Raw genomic sequence first — 20790 nt, forward strand, 5'->3', positions numbered from 1 at the left:
TTCCGCACTGCAGAACTAGGTTTGCCCTGCGTTCCGCTTTTGAGGCCACTCACGCCCCAAAATCCAACCCACAGGTTTCCCCACGAGGCATTTTTCCCGGACCTTCCGTTGTCAAACGATCAAGGAGATGACATGAGTGAGAAGAAAGCAGTCCTAGTCATTGGGGCGGGCGACGCCACAGGTGGCGCAATCGCCAAACGTTTTGCGCGCGAGGGATACATCGCGTGCGTCACGCGTCGCAGTGCGGACAAGTTGGTTCCCTTGGTGAATGAAATCAGGGCGGCGGGCGGTGAGGCCCATGCCTTCGGAAGCGACGCTCGCAAGGAAGAGGAGATGGTGGCCCTCATTGAGGCCATTGAGCGGGACATCGCTCCGATTGAAGTCGCGATATTCAACATTGGCGCGAACGTCCGCTTCGGCATCACCGAGACCACCGCGCGGGTCTACTTCAAGGTCTGGGAGATGGCTTGCTTCGGCGGCTTTCTGATGGGCAGAGAGGTGGCCAAGAAGATGCTGCCGCGGGGGCGGGGAACCATCATCTTCACGGGAGCAACCGCGAGCCTGCGCGGGCGCGACGGCTTCGCCGCCTTTGCGGGTGCCAAGCATGCCCTTCGCGCCCTGGCGCAGTCCATGGCCCGGGAGCTTTGGCCGAAGGGCATCCACGTCGCACATCCGGTCATTGACGGGGCCATCGATACGGAATTCATCCGCACGAATTTCCCCGAGCGATACGCGATGAAAGACCAGGGGGGTATTGTTTCGCCCGACAGCATTGGCGAGGCTTACTGGCAGATTCACATGCAGCCGCGCAATGCCTGGACCCACGAAACAGAGATTCGTCCTTGGCTGGAGACCTGGTGATGTCCGCAGAAATCACACGAGTGGTCGAGGACGGGTTGGTACGGCTCGGCATCAACCGACCAGCGCGGAAGAACGCGCTCACCTCCGAGATGTACGTCGAACTGGCACTGGCGTTGGTTGCAGCTGAACACGACGACTCCATACGAGCTGTCGTCATCCACGGAACCGACTCGGCCTTCTGTGCTGGCAATGACATCGCCGACTTTGCCAACCCGCGTCCTATCGAGGGCGAAAGGCCATCTGTCCAGTTCATGAAGTCGGTGATCGGACTGGGAAAGCCTTTGCTCGCCGCGGTCAACGGCCCTGCAGTCGGCATTGGAGCAACGATGCTGTTGCACTGCGACCTGGTCTTCGCTGGGGCCACTGCGAAGCTCGCCTTCCCGTTCTCGAAGCTTGGTTTATGCCCCGAATTCGCTTCGTCTCTGGTGCTGCCAGCCACTCTAGGCTATCAGCGAGCAGCTGAATTGCTCCTGCTAGGAGACCCGGTCAGTGCTGCCGATGGCCAAACGCTTGGTTTGGTCAACGCGGTCCTGCCGCCAGAGGAGGTTCTTCAGCACACGGTGGCAGTAGGTCGTCGGTTGTGTGGTGGGTCCGCGCCAGCGCTTCGAGCCATCAAGTCGCTGATGCGCGGCGATTCCGACACGTATCTTCGACGGATGGAGCGAGAGAACGAAAAGTTTGCACGTTTGCTTCAAACGCTTCAGGCCAAAGCTGCATTTGACGCTTTCCTGAAGCCTCCTTCGACCACCGTTTCTTCGGGCCAAAATCATGAGTAAAGTAGCTGCGCAATTCTTGTTCGACTTCGGTAGCCCAAACGCGTACATGTGCCACCGCGTGTTGCGTGATATTGAATGGCGCACTGACACCCGAATTGAGTACGTGCCCATCTTGCTCGGCGGCTTGTTCAAGCTGACGAACAATCGGTCCCCGGCAGAGGCGTTCGCTGGAATTCCCAACAAGCGTGCCTACGATGCCCTGGAAGTCGAGCGCTTCCTGGCCAAACACAAGCTCTCGAACTTCCGAAAGAACGAGTTCTTTCCTGTCAACACGCTGCTCATCATGAGGGGCGCAGTGGCATCGGAGAAGCTCGGCTGCTTCGACGCGTATGTGGAAGCAGTGTTCTCCTGCATGTGGGAGCAGAGCTTGAACATGGCGGACCCAGCAGTGGTGCACAGCGCACTCACGACAGCAGGCCTTGACGCAGAAGCAATCTTGAAGGCAACACAAGATGCCGACGTCAAGGAACGTTTAGGTTTCAACACTCAGAGCGGATTCGCGCGAGGCGCCTTCGGTTCGCCCACGTTCTTTGTCGGTGACGAGATTTTCTTCGGCAAGGACAGGCTGAGGGAAGTTGAAGAAGAAATCCTTAGACAGAAGGCCGACGGCCGGCCGCTTCCCGCCCCGCCAACGCCCCAACACATCGCATCATGAAGACGAGAATCACAGAACTGTTCGGCATCAGGCACCCCATCATCCAAGGTGGAATGCATTTCGTAGGCTTGGCGGAACTGGCATCCGCTGTGTCCAACGCTGGTGGGCTCGGCCTCATCACTGGCTTGACCCAGAAGACCCCTGAACTGCTGGCAAAGGAAATCGCGAGATGCAGGGACATGACAGACAAGCCTTTTGGCGTCAACTTGACCTTCCTGCCCACGTTCGCTTCGCCTCCTTACGCCGAGTACATTGCCGCGATTGCCGAGGGTGGGGTAAGGATTGTTGAGACGGCCGGGCGAAGCCCTGAGCAATATATGCCGGCCTTGAAAGCGTCAGGCATCAAGGTCATCCATAAATGCACCTCGGTACGGCACGCCTTGAAGGCCCAGCAGATTGGCTGCGATGCGGTCAGCGTCGACGGATTCGAATGCGGTGGGCATCCCGGCGAGGACGACGTGCCCAACATGATTCTTCTTCCAAGGGCCGCCGATGAGCTGTCCATCCCCTTTGTGGCGTCTGGTGGCATGGCTGACGGACGAAGCCTGGTCGCAGCGCTGGCGCTCGGCGCCGACGGCATGAACATGGGGACGCGCTTCGTTGCAACCAAGGAGGCACCGGTTCACCCGAACGTCAAGCAGGCTATCGTCGACGCCTCTGAACTCGACACACGTCTGGTCATGCGGCAGCTTCGCAATACCGAACGGGTTCTGAAGAATGCCGGAGTCGACGCCTTGATGGCGGTCGAGCGCGCGAAAGGTGCTGAAATTGGCATCGCGGACATCCGAGACTTCGTCGGCGGGGTCTATCCCAAGGTGATGGTCGAGGGGCAGATGGACGCCGGTGCCTGGAGCTGCGGTATGGTCGCGGGTCTGATAAACGACGTACCATCGGTTGCAGACCTGCTCGGAAGGATAGTCCGCGAGGCGGAAGACATCGTTTCGCGACGACTTTCGAATCTTATCGGCGAGAGCGCACTGGTCGTCGACTGAGCGACGAGCAAACATGCACTCTCACAAAAGGGCGTGGCTGCCTGTCCGATGGGGAATGCATGGTGGAGAAGCTGGGGAGTGTTCGCATTCATGTCAAAGACTCGTTCGACAACTCGCGAAGTAGCGGTCACTCCGAGTCCCAGAATAACGGGCGCACCGAAGGAGGACAGGCACTTCGTCACGGCGTTGGCGCGCGGCCTGCAAGTTCTTCAATCGTTCAGGTCAGGCGAGGAGCGGCTTGGAAACCAGGAGCTCGCTGAGCGATGTTCGTTGCCGAAGTCGACGGTATCCCGGCTTACATACACCCTCACAAAGCTCGAATTTCTCCATCACGACAATGATTCAGGAAGATATCGTCTTGGAATGGCGACCCTGACCCTTGGTGGCACAACATTGTCCAGGCTCGATGCGAAGGAGATTAGCCGTCCTATCATGCAGAAGCTAGCTGACAGTACGAAGTGCCTCGTCGCGCTGGGCATGCGTGATGGAATGTCAATGCTGTACGTGGAGACCTGTCGCAGCGACTCCGTTGTCACGCTTCGACTGAATCTCGGCTCCCGCATTCCGCTCGCCACGTCTTCGATGGGACGGGCGTATCTGGCTGCGGTGAAGCCCGCCGCGCGCAAGGCACTAGAGGACAGGATTCGCGCGCTGGACCCGTCTGGCTGGCCGCGCATCGAAGCCGGCATTCGTAGCGCTGTCGTTGAACTCGAGGAAGTTGGGTGCTGCAGCTCGTTCGGCGACTGGCGAGAGGAAGTACATGGAATCGCCACCCCGATTCGGGTGGGAAAGGGCATGCCTCTGATGATTCTGAGCGCCGCTGGCCCGGCGCAATCGATGTCTGCAGAACTCTTCATGCGCGAAATCAGGCCAGCTCTCTTGAGCGCCTCGCATGAAATTCAAGCGCATTTTCGGCCTCGCCAGTGAGATTGCTTGGCAGCCCCTGACGTTTTCGCTCGCCCCTTGGGCGTAGTGAATGTGCGGACGGCCTAAGGTGGGCGTATTCGACCTGCAGCCGACCGGTTGTTTCGAACAGAAGTGAAAGTTGTCGGGCGCCGGGTCAACAGGATGGTCCGCAGCGGAGGGTCGTAGATGGAGCACCCCCGGCGGCAGCGCTCTTCAGGACAGGTGCTTCCCAACAAGACCCGACATTTCGAACATCGTCACCTCGGGCTTGCCCATCACCGCTTGAAGCTTGGCATCACAAAGGATATTGCGCTTGTTCGCTGGGTTTTGGAGGTTGTTCAGCTTGATGTACTCCCACAGCAGCTTGGTGACCTCGGTTCGAGGCTGGGGCGTGGAGCCAATGACGGCTGCGAGCTCGACGCTGGGTGTCAGGGGGCGCGTGAACGCCGTTTGCTTTTTGGCAGTGGTCATATTTGTCTCGGCAAAGCGGTGAATTCTACGAGCACCCCCAAAAAGGTTTCGCTGGGCGCGGCTCCGAACGGCGGTTGTGGGTCGCCGTCCGGTCCTGCCGCATGGCGCCCACTACGACGGCGTCAATGCCGGATTCGGCCCCATCCGGCACCAGCCCCCAGCGGCCCTCGACGTGTTGCCCGGGCTCCAACTTCAAGAGGCCGATCCCTGAACGAAGAGCATTCGGCGGGCACGTCATTGGCTCGATCGCAATGGCGCGTCGTCGACGCGACACATTCTCGATGGTGTCGCCCGTGTACACCATGAGGTATCGGAACAACGAATCGACCCAGAGGCTGACACGTCGGCCTTTGTCGGGCCTCGCCACGGATGCACGCGCGAGGCCGTCGGCCCCTCGCACGAGGTCCGTGTAGCCAGTATCCAGCCGCATCGAGCCGACCGACCTCGGCTCGGTGAAATCCCGGTCCGATCCGGCGACCGGCTCGTCTCCGACCGGAAGCCCGCGGTCGTCCATCACCAGGCATCGATTCGCCGGGACCCGCAGGACCGCGTCATCGATGGCGGCGCCCACCGTCAGGTAGGGATGGAAACCGATCCCGAAGGGCGCGGCGACGCTAGAGGCATTCCGCGCCCGGAAGGAGACCGTCAGGCCCGTCGCATCGAGCCGATACCGGACTTCCAGGTCGAGCCGCCACGGATACCCCGGCTGTGGATGGAGGGCGCAGGTCAACGCAACTTCATCGGCTGACTTCGATGCGCTCTTCCACGGGAGCCATCGCACCAGCCCATGGATCGCGTTCTGCAACTCGGGCTCGTCGAGCGCCGCTTGGCCGGCCCGACCTTCGAACCGGTACTGCCCGCGGTCGAGGCGGTTCGGCCAGGGAGCCAGCACCTGACCGCGGCCGCTGGGCGACCACTCCTCCACCCCGAATCCATCGATGATGTCCGCGTCTTCCACCGAGTAGTGGCGCAGCGTCGCGCCCACTTCGGTCACGATGGCGCGCTGCGAGCCGTGACGGATCTCGTATTGCGCGCCCGAGAGGGGCGAAACCGCGTCAACCGCGCTCATCGATCCGGTGCGGTGGATGCCCGCGCATCGGCAGCTTCCGAGAGAGCCATGGCGCTGGCGATGAACGTCAGGTGAGTGAACGCCTGAGGGAAGTTGCCGATCAGTCGCTGGTGCGCCTGGTCGTACTCCTCGGCGAAGAGTCCGAGATCGTTTCGGAGCGAGAGCAGCCGGTCGAAAAGCACCTGGGCTTCCTCGAGTCTCCCGAGCATGGCCAAGTCGTTGACGAGCCAGAAGCTGCAGGCGAGGAACGCGCCTTCGCCCGGGGGCAATCCGTCGGCCGCGTCCTTGTCCGGGATGTACCGCATCACGAACCCGTCGTGCACGAGCTCACGTTGGATCGCTTCGACCGTGCCGGCCACGCGCGGATCGGTCGCCGGCAGAAACCCGACCTGCGGGATCAGCAGCAACGCCGCATCGAGCTGCGTGGATCCGTAGTACTGGGTGAACGTGTTCCTCTCGGCGTCGAAGCCATTGCGGCACACCTCCTCGTGGATGTCGTCCCGCATCCGGAGCAGTTCGTCCATCGCGCCCTTGTAGCCCGACTCTTGCAACATCTTCACGACGCGATCGGCAGCGACCCAGGCCATCACCTTCGAGTGGACGAACTGACGTCGGGGCCCCCGAACCTCCCAGATGCCATCGTCGGGTTCGCGCCAATGGCGCTCAAGCCACAGAACGAAGCTTTGGGTGGGATCCAGCGCTGCGGCGACGGCAGTCATGCCGAGCCGCCGCGCGCGATAGATCGCATCGGCCAACTCGCCATAGACGTCAAGCTGCAGTTGCCCCGAGGCAGCGTTTCCGACCCGCACGGGGGCGGACCCCTCGTAGCCCGCCAGCCAGCCGAGTTCGTACTCGTCGAGGCGGCGCTCTCCTGCGATCCCGTACATGATCTGCAGGTCTTCGGGGTCGCCCGCAACGGCGCGGATCACCCAGTCGCGCCAATGCGTCGCTTCTTCGACATAGCCTGCAGACATGAGCGCGTCCAGCGCGAGCGCCGCGTCTCGGATCCAACAGTACCGGTAGTCCCAGTTGCGCACGCCGCCAAGGAACTCGGGCAGCGACGTGGTGGGCGCGGCCACCAGCCCGCCGGTGGGTGCGTAGGTGAGCGCCTTGAGCGTGATGAGGGAGCGTTCGACCTCGTCCTTCCACGCACCTTTGTACGTCGAACGACCCGACCAGGCGCGCCACCAAGCCTCAGTCTCGGCCACCGCATCGAGAGCATCGATGGGCGGCGGCGGCTCTTCCCAGGAGCGGTACCCTGTGAGAACAAAGCAAATGCGCTCGCCCGCGCTCACCGAGAAGTCGGCTTCGAGACAACGGTCCTGCGACGTGATCGGTACGTCGGCTCGCAACTCGACCGCCTCGGGTCCCGCGCCGGCACTCACCGCCTGATCCCTGGCGAGGATCCACGGGGCGGTCTTGCCGTAATCGAACCGCGGGTTGAGCCGAACGGACATCGATACGGTGCCGCGCACGCCCTCGACGATCCGCACGATCCGTGGGTTCGATGCGCGCACGGCCATGCAGTCGATGAGCCGAACCACGCCGTCGGCCGTCTCGAACTCGGTTTCGAGAACGAGCGTCGAAGGCCGATACCGTCGCGTCGTGGCGACGGCGTCTCCGGTCGGAGCGATGCGCCATCGACCGTTCTCCTCGGTGCCGAGCAGGTTCGCGAAACATGCGGGAGAGTCGAAGCGCGGCAGGCACAACCAGTCGATCGACCCATCGATCCCGACCAATGCTGCAGTGTGCATGTCGCCGATGAGTCCGTAGTCCTCGATTCGAAGAGCCATTCGACCTCCCGTGGGGCAGTGAGCAGCGAGCTGGACCTGATTCTGGAGGCGACTGCCCCCGCCTGTGCGGCGTCGACACTGTCCCGTTACCAACGTAACGATTTCCGACAATATCGACCGCGAAAGAGGTGCCCACTCCTGCAGTCAAGGCCTTACCCACGGGGGAACCTCATGCGCAGCGATGATCACTACGATTTCATCATCATCGGCAGCGGGGCCGGCGGCGGCACGCTCGCCCTCAAGCTGGCCCCTTCCGGCAAGCGAATTCTCATACTCGAACGCGGCGACTATCTGCCGCGCGAAAAGCAGAACTGGGATCCGACCGACGTCTTCGTGAAGAACCGTTACGTGTCGAAGGACACGTGGTATGACTCGGACGGCAAGCCGTTCCAGCCGGGCGTCCATTACTTCGTCGGCGGCGCGACCAAGATGTTCGGCGCTGCGATGTTTCGCTTGCGCGAGAGGGATTTCACGGCGCATCGCACTGCCGACGGCTCGACGCCCGACTGGCCGATTCGGTACGAAGATTTCGAACCGTACTACACGCAGGCGGAAGCGCTCTACCACGTCCATGGTCAGCGCGGCGATGATCCCACCGATCCACCGGCCAGCGCACCCTACGCATTTCCCCCCGTGAGCCACGAGCCGCGTGTGCAGGAGATCGCCGATGGCTTGAAGCGTGCGGGTTATCGGCCGGCGTACGCGCCGACCGGCATCCTGCTGGACGAGGCGGACCGTCCGCACAGCCCCTGCATACGCTGCAATTCCTGCGACGGCTACCCCTGCCTCGTCCACGCGAAGGCGGACGCTGAAGTCATCGCCGTGCGGCCCGCGTTGCAGTACCCGAACGTGACGCTGAAGAGAGACGCTCATGTCCAGCGCCTCGAAACGGACGCCAGCGGACGCACGGTTACCAAGGTGATCGTGCATCGCGACGGGCAGCGCGAGGAGTACACCGGAAGCCTCATCGTCGTGTCCTGCGGGGCAGCCAATTCCGCGCGGCTCCTGCTCATGTCGGCGAATCAAAAACATCCGCGCGGGCTGGCGAACGGTTCGGACATGGTGGGTCGCCACTTCATGTTTCACAACGCGGTCGCGCTGGTCGCCCTTTCCCGGCACGAGAACCCGACCGAGTTCCAGAAGACGCTCACGATCAACGATTTCTATTTCGGTGCGACGGACTACGAATTTCCGCTCGGCAATATCCAGATGCTCGGCAAGTCCCAGGGACCGATGTTCAAGGAAGACGCGCCACGGTTCGCGCCCGGCTTCACGTTGGATCAGATGGCCCGACACGCGGTGGATTTCTGGCTCACGAGCGAAGACTTGCCGCTTCCGCAGAATCGCGTGTCCGTGAATTCCGGAGGTGAGATCCAGCTCCACTACGAGTTCACGAACGTGGAGCCGATCAATCGCCTGCAAAGGAAATTGCAGTCGATGCTCGAGCACATGGACATGCATCCTCACCTCATCCCGAACAACCTCTACATGGGAAAGCACATTCCTATCGCCGGCGTCGCTCACCAGGCCGGCACCTGCCGGTTCGGCATCGACCCGGCAACGTCCGTCCTCGACGTCAACTGCAAGGCGCACGAGCTCGACAACCTGTATGTCGTGGACACCAGCTTTTTCCCAAGCATCGGGGCGGTGAATCCGTCGTTGACCGCCATCGCGAATGCCTTGCGCGTCGGCGAACATCTGCTGCACCGCGTCCAATGACAAATTACCCGCTCGCACGGCGCAAGGAAATCGCGGCCGTGTACGGCGCCGGCTTGATTCAGGGCGTGGCGCTGGTCACGTTTCCGGCGGCGGGCGTCGTCTTCACCAGCGCCACGGGCTACGGTTTGTCGAGAACGGAATACGGCGGCATGTTCGTGCCCCAGGCGGTGACGGCCATCGGATCCTCCCTGCTGGGCGCCGGCCTGGCACGACGCCTCGGCGCCAGGCGCATCTTCTTGATCGGACTCGTTGCGAATCTGGCGTCGATGGCGCTGCTCGTTCTGAGCCGGTTCGCGATGAGCGAGCACGCGGTTGCCTACGTGGTCCTGCTCGTCGCCACCGGCTGCCTCGGCGTCGGTTTCGGTTTCACGGTGCCGACGCTCAACACCTTCGCCGCCGCCTTCTTTCCTCAGAAGGTGGACAAGGCCGTGTTGGCGCTGAACGCCCTGCTGGGGTCAGGCACTGCGCTGGCGCCGATTCTTGTCGCGGTGTTCGTTGGTCTGGGCATCTGGTGGGGACTGCCGGTGCTGGCTGGCGCGCTGATCCTGGGCTTGCTCCTGTTCAGTGCGCGCTTGCCGCTCAGTCCGGATGCGCAAGCGGACGGCGCCGGCGTCGTGGGCGGGCGGACGAAGCTTCCTTTTCGGTTCTGGGTGTTCGCCGGATTCGCGCTCTTGTACGGTGTCTGCGAAACGATGAACGGCAACTGGGCTTCGCTCTACATGACGAAGGAGCTGGGCGCAAGTGCGACGCAGTCCTCGCTCGCCCTCACCGTGTTCTGGGGCATGGTGACGGCAGGGCGCGTCCTCTTTGCCCTCGTCGGGAAATGGTTGCCCGAGCGCGCCGTCTTCCAGGTCCTGCCGTTGCTTGTGGCCGCTGGCTTTGTCGTCCTCGCCTTCCTGCAGCCGAGCCAGCCTCTCTTGGGTATCCCGGCCTTTGCGCTCGCCGGCTTCGGTTGTTCGGCGCTGCTGCCGCTGGTCATCAGCTTCGGTCAGGCGGAACTCAAGGCCATCGCCGCATCGATGGCCGGTGGATTGATTGCGTCCTACCAGATCGGCTACGGGATCGCGGCCTTTGGCGTCGGCCCTCTGGAGTCACGGTTGGGATTGAGTTTGGGCACGATCTATGGAGCGACCACCGGCGTCGCGCTGGCGCTCGTCGTGCTTGCCGCGCTCATCGCCCGCCGCCCGCCGCCACGGGTCACGGAAGCAGTGCGCGCGCCGATTCAAAGTCCGACCCAGACCTCAACCATCACTCACCGAGGAGATCAACCATGAACCTGAAGGACAAAGTCGCCATCGTCACCGGCGGCAACAGCGGCATCGGTCTCGCCATCGTGCTGGAGCTCGCCAAGCAAGGCGCCAACGTGGTCATCGACTACGTCGTGCATCCCGAAGCAACGGAAGCGACGGAGAGGCAAGTGCTCGCCTTGGGAGACCAGGCGATCGGCGTGCAAGCCGACGTGAGCAAGGTCGCCGACCTGCAAAAGCTGATCGCCACTGCCGTCAAGAGGTTCCGCCGGATCGACGTCATGGTCAACAACGCAGGGGTCGAGACTCGCACCTCCGTGCTCGACACGAGCGAGGCGGATTACGACAAGGTGCTCGCCATCAATCTCAAGAGCGCGTTCTTCGGCACCCAGTTCGCCGCGCAGCAGATGATCAAGCAGGGGGGCGGCGGGCGCATCATCAACGTCAGTTCGGTGCACGAGGACTGGCCGATGCCGGGCAACGCCGCCTACTGCCTTTCGAAGGGCGGCATTCGGATGCTCACGCGCACGGCGGGCGTCGAGCTGGCGCCGCACAACATCCTCGTCGTCGGCGTCGGCCCTGGCGCCGTGGCCACGCCGATCAACCTGTCGACCATGAACGATCCGGTACTGCTGAAGAAACTGAACTCGGCTATTCCGTTGGGCCGCATGGCTCGTTCGGAGGAAATCGCGAGCGTCGTGGCGTTCCTCGCGAGCGACGGTGCGAGCTACCTGACGGCCACCACGATTTTCGTGGACGGCGGGATCATGCAAAGCAGTCCTGGACTGTGATGAGTCGCTCCGAAGAACTCCAGATGACACCGGGAGACGCCTGGCCCGATTTGCACTCGACGTAGTCTCGTCGCCAACGCCTTCGCGTGCAGCAGTCCCTTGCTTTTCCGCCCGGTCGCTTCCACAGTGGCTGAACACACACCGATCAGGAGGCAAGCATGGAAACCGATGCACCCGAGGCTGGACGCCCAGGCGAACGCGTGGACGAGGTCGTTGGCCTGATTCGCGCCAAGGTCACCACGGACCAGGCGGATCTGCTCGCAGCGTTCGCTCGGCAGTACTTTGGCCAGGTGGACCCCGAAGACCTGGCCGACCGCCAGATCGCCGACCTGTATGGCGCCGCGCTCTCGCATTGGAGCTTCGCGCGAAAGCGCGAGCCGGGGCGCGCCAGGTTGCACGTTTTCAATCCGACGATCGCGGAGCACGGCTGGCAGTCGACGCACACCATCATCGAGATCGTCAACGACGACATGCCGTTTCTCGTCGATTCGGTGACGATGGAAGTCAACCGCCACGGGCTGACCCTGCACCTGATCATTCATCCGCTGGTCGCGGTGATCCGCGACAGCGAGGGCACGCTCCAGGGGCTGGCGACAGGAGCGCCTTCGCCCGATGCGCGGCGCGAGTCGTTCATCCATGTCGAGGTGGACCGCGTGGCCGACGCGGGCCGGCTAGAGGCGCTCGCTGCCGACCTGACGCGAGTGCTCGGCGACGTGCGGCTGGCCGTGGCCGACTGGAAGGCGATGAAGGAGCGCGTGCTGGGCATCGTCCAGGGCCTCGACGAGCGCGCCCCGCCGATCCCGCCGCAGGAACTTGCCGAAGGCCAGGCCTTCCTGCGCTGGCTGGCCGACGATCACTTCACGCTCCTCGGGCACCGCAGCCACGAGCTGGTGAAGGTCGACGGCGAGGACGCGCTCAAGGTGGTGCCGGATTCGAGCCTCGGCATCTTGCGCGAGGTGATCAAGGACCCGACTGCCGCCTTCGCGGCGCTGCCACTGGAGGTGCGCGCCTACGCACGCCGGCCCGAATTGCTGGTGGTCACCAAGTCCACCTCTCGCTCCACCGTGCACCGGCCCGGCTACCTTGACTACATTGCCGTCAAGCGCTTCGATGCCGAAGGCCTGGTCTGCGGCGAAGACCGTTTCCTCGGCCTGTTCACTTCCACGGCCTACAGCGCCAGCCCGGCCGACATTCCGCTGCTGCGGCGCAAGGTGGCTGACGTGGTGTTGCGCGCCGGCCTCGCGAGCGGCAGCCACTCGGGCAAGGCGCTTGTCAACATCCTCGAGACCTATCCGCGCGACGAGCTGTTCCAGACCAGCGCGGACGAACTGCTGTCCACGTCCATGGGCATCCTCCACCTGGGCGAGCGCCAGCGCTTTCGCCTCTTCGTGCGGCGCGACCCGTTCGAGCGCTTCGTGGCGTGCATGATCTACGCACCGCGCGAGAATTACACGACCGAGCTGCGCGAGAAGTGGCAGGCGATCCTGGTGCAGGCCTTCAACGGCACCAGTTCCGAGTTCAATGTGCACCTGTCGGAATCGGTCCTGGCCCTGATCCAGATCACCGTGCGCACCCGGCCCGGACATATCCCGCCCTTCGACGTGCGCGAGGTCGAGCAACGCCTGGTCGCCGCCGCCCGCCGCTGGGACGACGACCTGAAGTCGGCGCTGATCGAGACGACCGGCGAAGCGCGCGGCAACGAACTGCTGCGCCAGTTCGCCGGCGCCTTCCCGGCCGGCTACCGCGACGAGTTCGCAGCGCGCACCGCCGTGCACGACATCGAACTGATGGAACGGCTGAGCGACGCGCAGCCGATCGGCATGAATCTCTACCGGCCGCTCGAAGCGGCGCCGGGCACGCTGCGCTTCAAGGTGCTGCGGCGCGGCGAGCCGCTCATCCTGTCGACCAGCCTGCCGATGCTCGAACACCTGGGCATGAGCGTGCTGGACGAACATCCGCACCGGCTCGCACCGCAGGGTGCATCGCCGATCTGGGTCCACGATTTCGGCCTGCGCAGTGCGCTGGGCGATGCCGAGATCGAGGTCGACGCGCTGCGGCCGGTGTTCGAAGACGCATTCGCCGCCGTGCTCGGCGGCAAGGTCGAGAACGACGACTTCAACCGCCTGGTTCTCGCAGCGCGCCTGCCCGCGCACGAGATCGTGGTGCTTCGCGCCTACGCGAAGTACATGCGGCAGATCGGCTTCGCGCTGTCGCAGCCGTTCATGGAGAGCACGCTGGCGGCGAACGCTCCCGTTGCGCGCGCGCTGGTCGATCTGTTCAAGCTGCGCTTCGATCCGGCACAGGCGGCCGGCGCCGACACGCTGGCGGGCGAGAAGGTGCGCGAGATCGAAGCCGCGCTCGAGAACGTGGCCAACCTGTCTGAAGACCGGGTGCTGCGGCAATACCTCGCGCTGATCCTGGCCACCACGCGCACCAACTACTGGCGTCGCGATGCGGCAGGCGGCCGGCGCGATTTCCTGTCGTTCAAGTTCGACTCCTCGAAGGTGCCCGATTTGCCGGCGCCCAAGCCGATGTTCGAGATCTTCGTGTACTCGACCCGCTTCGAGGGTGTGCACCTGCGCGGCGGTCGGGTCGCGCGCGGGGGGCTGCGCTGGTCGGACCGGCCGGAAGACTTCCGCACCGAAGTGCTGGGCCTCGTCAAGGCGCAGATGGTCAAGAACACCGTGATCGTGCCGGTGGGCTCCAAGGGCGGCTTCGTGCTCAAGCGCGCACCCGCGGCGAGCGACCGCGATGCGTACCTGCGCGAAGGCGTGGCCTGCTACCAGGACTATCTGCGCGGCCTGCTCGACATCACCGACAACCGCGTCGGCGACACGATCGTGCCGCCGCCGCAGGTCAGGCGCCACGACGATGACGACCCCTACCTCGTGGTTGCGGCCGACAAGGGCACGGCCACCTTCAGCGACTACGCCAACGGCGTCAGCAAGGAATACGGCTTCTGGCTCGGCGACGCCTTCGCTTCCGGCGGCTCGGTGGGCTACGACCACAAGGTCATGGGCATCACGGCACGCGGGGCCTGGGAATCAGTGAAGCGCCACTTCCGCGAGATGGGCATCGACACGCAGACGACCGATTTCACGGTGGCCGGAATCGGCGACATGTCGGGCGACGTGTTCGGCAACGGCATGCTGCTTTCGCCGCACATCCGGCTCGTGGCGGCGTTCGACCATCGGCACGTCTTTCTCGACCCGACCCCCGATGTGCCGAAGAGCTTTGCCGAGCGCCAGCGCCTGTTCAAGCTGCCGCGATCATCGTGGGCCGACTACGACGCGTCGCTGATCTCCGAGGGCGGCGGAATCCATGCGCGCAGCGCCAAGTCGATCCCGATCACGCCGCAGATGAAGCAGGTGCTCGACATCACCGCCGACGCACTCACGCCGACCGAACTGGTCAATGCCATCCTCAAGGCCCCGGTCGACCTGATCTACAACGGCGGCATCGGCACCTACGTGAAGGCCGCGAGCGAGAGCCACGCGCAGGTGGGCGACCGTGCGAACGACGCCCTGCGCGTCAACGGCGGGGAGTTGCGCTGCAAGGTCCTCGCCGAAGGCGGCAACCTCGGCTGCACGCAATTGGGCCGGATCGAATTCGCGCAGGCGGGTGGGCGCATCAACACCGACGCGATCGACAACTCGGCCGGCGTGGATACTTCGGATCACGAGGTCAACATCAAGATCCTGGTCGGCCTGCCCATCACCGAAGGCGAGCTCACCGAGAAGCAACGCAATGCGCTGCTGCCGGAGATGACCGACGACGTGGCTGCGCTGGTGCTGCGCGACAACATCTTTCAGACGCAGGTGCTGTCGGTCACAGGGCGCATCGCGCCACAACTGCTCGATGCGCAGACCCGGTTCATGCAGTACCTCGAGAAAGCCGGACGGTTGCATCGTGCGATCGAGTACCTGCCGTCCGACGAAGCACTGGCCGAGCGCCGTGCCCAAGGCCAGGGCCTGACCAGTCCCGAGCGCGCGGTGCTGTTGGCCTACAGCAAGATCTGGCTCTACGACGAACTGCTGGCCTCGCCGCTGCCCGACGACCGCTGGGTTGCGACGGCGCTGGCGCGCTACTTCCCGAAGCTGCTGAGCGAGAAGTTCGCGGTCTACATGCCCAGGCATCCGCTGCGGCGAGAGATCATTGCCACGCACGTCACCAACAGCGCCATCAACCGGATCGGCAGCACCTTCGTGCATCGCTTGGTCGAGACCACCGGCGCCCGTGCATTCGAGGTCGTGCGTGCCTATCTGATGAGCCGCGAGATCTTCGGCATGGTGCCGCTGTGGCTGTCCATCGAAGCGCTCGACAACCGCATTGACGACGCCGTGCAGTCGAGCCTGCTGATCGACACCAGCCGGCAACTGGAGCGCGGCACGAAGTGGTTCCTGCGTTCGCGGCGCTTGAACGAGGACATGGAATCGACCATCGCGCACTTCACGCCGAACGTCGAGGCGCTGTCGGCACGGCTGACCGAACTGCTGGCCCCCGACGAGCGTGCCCGCGTCGACACCGCAGTCTCGCACTATGTGGCCGGCGGCGTGCCGCGCGAACTGGCCGAACGCGTCGTCACTTTCGACTCGTTGTACGCGACGCTCGACATCGCCGAGATCGCCGGCAGCGCCAGTCGGCCGGTGGCACTCGTGGCGGTGATCTACTTCGACCTCGCGAACCGCCTCGGCATGCCGTGGCTGCGCGAGCGCATCTCTGCGCTACCGGGGGACCAGCACTGGCAAATGCTTGCGAAAGCCGCGATGCTCGACGACCTGTCGAGCCTGCAGCGTTCGATCACCGGCGCGGTGCTTGCCGGGAGCGGCGACGAGTCGCCTGCGGTACTCGTCGAGGCATGGCGCGCCACCAATGGCCGGTCGCTCGAACGTGCGGCGGAGTTGATGAGCGAACTGCGTGCGGTGCCGGCGCCTGATGCCTCGATGTTGTCTGTCGCATTGCGGGAACTGCGGGCATTGGCGTAGTCCCGGTATCCCAGAAAGACCTGAATGGATGAACTCAACGGCGTCGTCGACGACCTGATCGCGCTCGTGCTGGTGGTGGAGGCCGGCGGCTTCGGCACCTACGCGCACGCCCTCAAGGCGCCGGGATACGGCACGCCGCATTGCGCGGCGGCGTGGTCCATGCTTGCCAGTTCGCGCGTTCCCGAGCCCAATGGCGCCACGCGAACCAACACATGATTCTCGAGACCGGTGCAACCAGATTGAACGGATCGGAACTGCTGCGCAGGCTGTCTTCCGGCGCGAAGCGCCGCCGCCGAAGATATGACATCAGAAAGGTGGCGATCCATGAAGCACTTCCTCATCAAGTACCGATTCAAGACCGGCACGCGCGAGGCCTGGCACGAGCACATCCAACAGTTCATCGCCTGGCTGGACAGCGAGCCTGATGTGAAAGGAAAAATCTCGTACCGCTGCATGAAGGAACGAGATGGCGACGGCTACTACCATCTCGCCGCCGCGTCGGACGAGCAGGCGATCAAGACACTGCAGAGCAAGGACTTCTTCAAGCGGTATACCGAGGAAAGCAAGCGCGTGGCCGGTGGAGAAGTCGAGGTCGTGCCGCTGGAACTGATCGCGCAGACATCGTGAGCGCGCGCTCCGAACACGCGGCGGGGTTCGCGGCCAGGGACGGGCTGTCGGCGACGATCACCTTGGAGGTCCATGCCTCAGCCGACTACTGTTTCATCTTCCCGAGCCAAGTTCATGAATGAGGTCAACGAAGGCGCGGAGTCCCGCCGGTAGCTGTCGGCCAGGCGGGTAGTAGAGCGCCAGACCACGGTAGCTGGGCGTCCAGTCCTGCAGCACGCGCACGAGCCGCCCAGCCGCCAGGTCGTCACGCACATACCAGTCGGCCAGATAGGCCAGGCCCGTGCCGGCCAAGACGGCCTCGCGCATGAGGCCTGGGTCGTCGAGCGTGAGCGGCCCGCTCACCTCGACATTCATTGCTTCGCCAAGGCGGGAGAACTCCCAGCGCGACGGCGCGCCGCTGGGAAACCTCGCTCTCACACAGGGGTGCTTGGCAAGGTCGGCCGGCGAAGTCGGGATCGGGAACTGCGAGAAATGCTCGGGCGAGCCCACCACCGCCATCCGGAGATCACCGTCGATCGGGATGCGGACCATGTCCTGCGGCACCATCTCGCTCAGGCGAATCCCGGCATCGAAGCCCTCAGCCACGATATCGACCATGCGCCCTTCGGTCGCGATCTCCACCTTCATGTCGGGATAGCGGCGCAGGTACACCAGCACGATGGGCGCAAACACCATGCGGGCTGCGCCCAGCGAGGCATTGATGCGGAGCGTGCCAATTGGCGCCAGGCGATTGAGGGTCGTTTCCTCCATGGCGCCGCGAATTTCCGACAAGGCCGGCGCGATCCGGGCCACGAAGTGCTCGCCAGCCTCGGTCAGGGAGACGCTGCGGGTGGTCCGGTGAAACAGGCGAACGCCGAGGCGCGCCTCCAGCCCGGCAACCGCGTTGCTCACGGCCGTGGTCGAGATGCCGAGTTCATTCGCTGCCCGCCGAAAGCTCTGGCACCGGGCGACAGCAAGTACGGCTTCCAAGCCGACCAGACCAGATTTTTGCATTGTCCCGAGTTTCGAAATAAAACGTCAACTTTCATCCAGCTTATCAAAACTATGGGGCGGCCATACGCTCTCTGCACGCCTCCGGACAGTCCGGGGAAAACACAGGAGCGATCATGCAAACCATCCGCCAGACCTACATCGACGGCGCTTTCGTGACACCGCACGGCACGGAGACCGTCGAAGTCATCAACCCGACCACCGGAAGGCCCCTTGCCCGCGCGACCCTCGCCGATGCCGAGGACACGCGCCGCGCCATCGCGGCGGCAAAGAAAGCATTGCCGGCGTTCGCGCAGACAACCGTCGCCGAGCGCGTCGCCATGCTGAAGCGGCTGCATGCCGCCGTCCTGTCATACAGCGATGCATTGCGCGACACGACGATTGAGGAATATGGCGCCCCGGTCTCACGCGCCTCCTGGATCTCCCAGTTTGCGGCGCAATCATTTCTTGATGCCGCGGCGACGCTGGAGACCTACGAATTCACCCGCGTGATGGGCACATCAACCGTGACCATGGAACCCGTGGGCGTTTCGGCCCTCATCACGCCATGGAACAGCACCGCCGGCTCGATCTGCAGCAAGCTGGCGATGGCCATCGCCGCTGGCTGCACGTCCGTCATCAAGCCGAGCGAGCTGAGCCCGATCCAGAACAGGATCGTGGCCGAAGCGATTCACGCAGCCGGGTTGCCGGCGGGCGTCGTCAACATCGTCACCGGACGCGGCGACGTCGTGGGCGCCGAACTGAGCACGCATCCGGATGTCGCCAAGATCTCGTTTACGGGCTCCACGGCGGTGGGCAAGATCATCCAGCGTGCGGCGACCGACACCATGAAGCGTGTCCACCTGGCCCTGGGCGGCAAGTCCCCGTCCATCATCCTTGACGATGCAGACCTGACGAAGGCGGTTCCGCTCGCGCTCAATGCGGCGTTCATGAACAACGGCCAGGCATGTATCTCGGGCAGCCGACTGCTCGTCCCCGCGCGGCGCCTGGATGAAGTCATCACGATGGTGAAAGAGACGGTGGTGCAGATGAAGGTGGCCGACCCGGCCGACCCAGCGACAGTCATCGGCCCCCTGGCCAATCGCAATCAATACGACCGCATTCAGAACTACATCCGGCTTGGTCTTGCCGAGGGCGCAACGCTCATCACGGGTGGCGAAGGCCATCCGGCCGGGCTCGAGGAGGGCTATTTCGTCCGGCCGACGGTATTTGCCAACGTGCGAAACGACATGACGATCGCACGCGAAGAAATCTTCGGCCCCGTTCTGTCCATCCTGACCTATGACAGCGACGAGGAAGCGATCGAGATGGCCAACGACACGGTGTTTGGCCTGCACGCCTACGTCATGTCGTCGGATCCGGCTCGGGCAAAGGCTGTGGCGACCAGGCTCCAGGCCGGTCGCGTGATGATCAACACGTTGCAGCACGACCCTTTGGCACCGTTCGGGGGCTACAAGCAATCAGGCGTCGGGCGCGAATACGGTGTGCTTGGTCTGGAGTCGTACCTGGAGGCAAAGACCTTGCTTGGAGCGATCTGAGGGCCTGGCGGCATGTTGCCTCTGCAGGGTGCCGCCATGTTGAGCGCGACACCCAGATCACGAAGCGCCAATGGAACGCCTTCTTCGGCACGGAGCTTGACCTGCGATTTCGCCGCCGTTCTCGGCGGCATCTCCACGAACATCGGCGTCGAGTCGACCGCACGCGCCGGCTACGAACTAGGCTGCTCCCTTGGGCTGGTCGAGGAGCGATGAGTTGCCTGGTTAGCTGAGAACCGACACGCATCGTGTCGGAAAGGATGGCGCACGACACGACGCGCGCGCGCGATCTCTCGATACCGTCCAGCTTTTAATCGCGTCACCCACGGACTTCCGCTACGTTGTTTCACGACATTTTGAAGCATCTTATTTTTTTCTTCTGGGACAACGAGTTACCACTGTTTTCTCGACAAGAAGAGGGAAATGTTTCACGAAACAGTGGGCATCACACAGCTTTTGACCGAGCAATGTCGCTCTTCAGCCATAATTAGGTTATTGAGTAACCATGAAGACCCGGCAATGCCAGAATTTGTAGCGGACCCGCATTCGACGCAAGCCCCTGGCCAGGCAGAAAGCGTCCAAGACGCCAGCTCCCCAGGCGGGTCCATCCCCTCCTCCACCGCCAGCCACGGCTGGCCCGCCGTCTGCACCTTGGCGGAGCTGGGGCGGATACTCACGCTGATCCATGGCGTTCGCGCACCTGCGGATTCTTCCCTCAAGAAATGGAGTGCCGCGGGCGTGTTCCGTTCTTGCATGGCCACCCAGGAAGATATCGATGCCAGCGAAGCCCCCTCCTCCCTGACGCATGAAGTGCTGCAGCGCCCGCGGCGAGGCGGCCGGCCGGGTCTGAGATTGCGCACCGCGGCAGCCATCGGCCGGGTCTACGAACTGTGGCCGTTCCTGGCAGATTCCGATTCACACGCCATCCTCGAACTGGCGGTCGCCCGGACCGCCGACCACTTCCGGGCCGCTCTCGGCCCCGCCGGCCCTTCACTGGCGCTGCCCGCGGCTGCCTCCGAACTCCCTGCTGCGGTGTCCGGGCCCGCACTCCAAGAGGTCCAGGAGCAACTCACGGCGCTGATGCGAGAGATGGCTGCGGTGCGGCGGGAGCTGGCCCAGTTTTCGGCACTGCGCAACAACCTCATCACCAAGCTGGATGACGTGGTGGCGCGCGCCAAGGATGCCTTCGGCGGCGGCGCCCAGACATCGGCTGCCGGATTCGATCCGCTCGCCGAAGCGCGCCGCGACCGCGACATGGGCCTCATGAAATCGACGTTGTCCGAAATTCTTGCGACGCTCGAGCGTATCGAGAGCGGACGGGGTTGAATCGCCAAGGAGGGGGTGGTTTCAAACTACCCCTTGCGCGACGTCGG

General features: G+C 63.7%; 17 protein-coding genes and 1 pseudogene. 14 read left to right on the top strand and 4 right to left on the bottom strand.

Features of this window, described 5'->3' with window-relative positions:
- The first annotated feature begins 132 nt into the window (after positions 1-132).
- The 6 genes and pseudogenes from QTI68_RS07865 (at position 133) to QTI68_RS07890 (ending at position 4211) form a co-directional block, all read left to right on the top strand.
- On the top strand, positions 133-861 hold the full coding sequence (locus QTI68_RS07865) for an SDR family oxidoreductase (RefSeq protein ID WP_286520779.1): 729 nt from the start codon (positions 133-135) through the stop codon (positions 859-861).
- Entirely contained in the window at positions 861-1637 is a 777-nt protein-coding gene (locus tag QTI68_RS07870) for an enoyl-CoA hydratase (RefSeq protein WP_286520780.1), read from the top strand. Before QTI68_RS07865 ends, QTI68_RS07870 begins: the two co-directional genes overlap by 1 nt.
- The gene (locus QTI68_RS07875) at positions 1630-2292 is read left to right on the top strand and encodes a 2-hydroxychromene-2-carboxylate isomerase (protein ID WP_286520781.1); all 663 of its coding nucleotides are present in this window, start codon (positions 1630-1632) and stop codon (positions 2290-2292) included. Before QTI68_RS07870 ends, QTI68_RS07875 begins: the two co-directional genes overlap by 8 nt.
- Complete coding sequence (locus QTI68_RS07880) at positions 2289-3284, top strand: NAD(P)H-dependent flavin oxidoreductase (RefSeq protein ID WP_286520787.1); 996 nt, start codon at positions 2289-2291, stop codon at positions 3282-3284. The genes QTI68_RS07875 and QTI68_RS07880 overlap by 4 nt, the downstream gene beginning before the upstream one ends.
- A gap of 90 nt (positions 3285-3374) precedes the next feature.
- Positions 3375-3608, top strand: a pseudogene (locus QTI68_RS07885) (helix-turn-helix domain-containing protein); the annotation flags it as partial.
- Between the two features lie 39 nt (positions 3609-3647).
- Positions 3648-4211 (top strand): IclR family transcriptional regulator, encoded by a 564-nt coding sequence (locus tag QTI68_RS07890; protein WP_286521547.1) that lies wholly within the window; start codon positions 3648-3650, stop codon positions 4209-4211.
- Between the two features lie 192 nt (positions 4212-4403).
- On the opposite strand, the gene QTI68_RS07895 is transcribed toward QTI68_RS07890, so the two are convergent.
- Genes QTI68_RS07895 through QTI68_RS07905 form a run of 3 tightly spaced genes read right to left on the bottom strand, consistent with a single transcriptional unit; the run spans position 4404 to position 7523 of the window.
- Positions 4404-4661: an SWIB/MDM2 domain-containing protein gene (locus QTI68_RS07895; RefSeq protein ID WP_286520789.1), complete on the bottom strand. Its 258-nt coding sequence runs from the start codon at positions 4659-4661 to the stop codon at positions 4404-4406.
- 25 nt (positions 4662-4686) lie between these two features.
- Positions 4687-5730, bottom strand: a complete 1044-nt coding sequence (locus QTI68_RS07900) for an aldose 1-epimerase family protein (protein WP_286520790.1) — start codon at positions 5728-5730, stop codon at positions 4687-4689.
- The gene (locus QTI68_RS07905) at positions 5727-7523 is read right to left on the bottom strand and encodes a glycoside hydrolase family 15 protein (RefSeq protein ID WP_286520791.1); all 1797 of its coding nucleotides are present in this window, start codon (positions 7521-7523) and stop codon (positions 5727-5729) included. Before QTI68_RS07905 ends, QTI68_RS07900 begins: the two co-directional genes overlap by 4 nt.
- A gap of 171 nt (positions 7524-7694) precedes the next feature.
- On the opposite strand from QTI68_RS07905, the gene QTI68_RS07910 reads away from it, so the two are divergent.
- The 6 genes from QTI68_RS07910 (at position 7695) to QTI68_RS07935 (ending at position 16892) form a co-directional block, all read left to right on the top strand.
- Positions 7695-9242, top strand: coding sequence for a GMC oxidoreductase (locus QTI68_RS07910; RefSeq protein ID WP_286520793.1), 1548 nt, complete (start codon positions 7695-7697; stop codon positions 9240-9242).
- Positions 9239-10516, top strand: coding sequence for an MFS transporter (locus QTI68_RS07915; protein WP_286520795.1), 1278 nt, complete (start codon positions 9239-9241; stop codon positions 10514-10516). The genes QTI68_RS07910 and QTI68_RS07915 overlap by 4 nt, the downstream gene beginning before the upstream one ends.
- A complete protein-coding gene (locus QTI68_RS07920) occupies positions 10513-11280 on the top strand; it encodes an SDR family NAD(P)-dependent oxidoreductase (RefSeq protein ID WP_286520797.1) in 768 nt (255 codons plus the stop codon). Before QTI68_RS07915 ends, QTI68_RS07920 begins: the two co-directional genes overlap by 4 nt.
- 158 nt (positions 11281-11438) lie before the next feature.
- On the top strand, positions 11439-16265 hold the full coding sequence (locus tag QTI68_RS07925; RefSeq protein ID WP_286520798.1) for an NAD-glutamate dehydrogenase: 4827 nt from the start codon (positions 11439-11441) through the stop codon (positions 16263-16265).
- Between the two features lie 24 nt (positions 16266-16289).
- On the top strand, positions 16290-16481 hold the full coding sequence (locus QTI68_RS07930) for a hypothetical protein (RefSeq protein WP_286520799.1): 192 nt from the start codon (positions 16290-16292) through the stop codon (positions 16479-16481).
- 108 nt (positions 16482-16589) lie between these two features.
- Positions 16590-16892, top strand: a complete 303-nt coding sequence (locus QTI68_RS07935) for a hypothetical protein (RefSeq protein WP_286520801.1) — start codon at positions 16590-16592, stop codon at positions 16890-16892.
- 93 nt (positions 16893-16985) lie between these two features.
- Here the strand turns inward: QTI68_RS07935 and QTI68_RS07940 are convergent, their stop codons facing one another.
- Complete coding sequence (locus QTI68_RS07940; protein ID WP_286520802.1) at positions 16986-17885, bottom strand: LysR family transcriptional regulator; 900 nt, start codon at positions 17883-17885, stop codon at positions 16986-16988.
- A gap of 113 nt (positions 17886-17998) precedes the next feature.
- On the opposite strand from QTI68_RS07940, the gene QTI68_RS07945 reads away from it, so the two are divergent.
- Together QTI68_RS07945 and QTI68_RS07950 are read left to right on the top strand one after the other, a co-directional pair.
- Complete coding sequence (locus QTI68_RS07945; RefSeq protein WP_286520803.1) at positions 17999-19420, top strand: aldehyde dehydrogenase family protein; 1422 nt, start codon at positions 17999-18001, stop codon at positions 19418-19420.
- Positions 19421-19840: 420 nt separating this feature from the next.
- On the top strand, positions 19841-20743 hold the full coding sequence (locus tag QTI68_RS07950; protein WP_286520804.1) for a hypothetical protein: 903 nt from the start codon (positions 19841-19843) through the stop codon (positions 20741-20743).
- Positions 20744-20790: the final 47 nt, after the last annotated feature.

The organism is Variovorax sp. J31P207 (genome assembly GCF_030316965.1).
GTDB classification, from domain to species: Bacteria; Pseudomonadota; Gammaproteobacteria; order Burkholderiales; family Burkholderiaceae_C; genus Variovorax; species Variovorax ginsengisoli_B.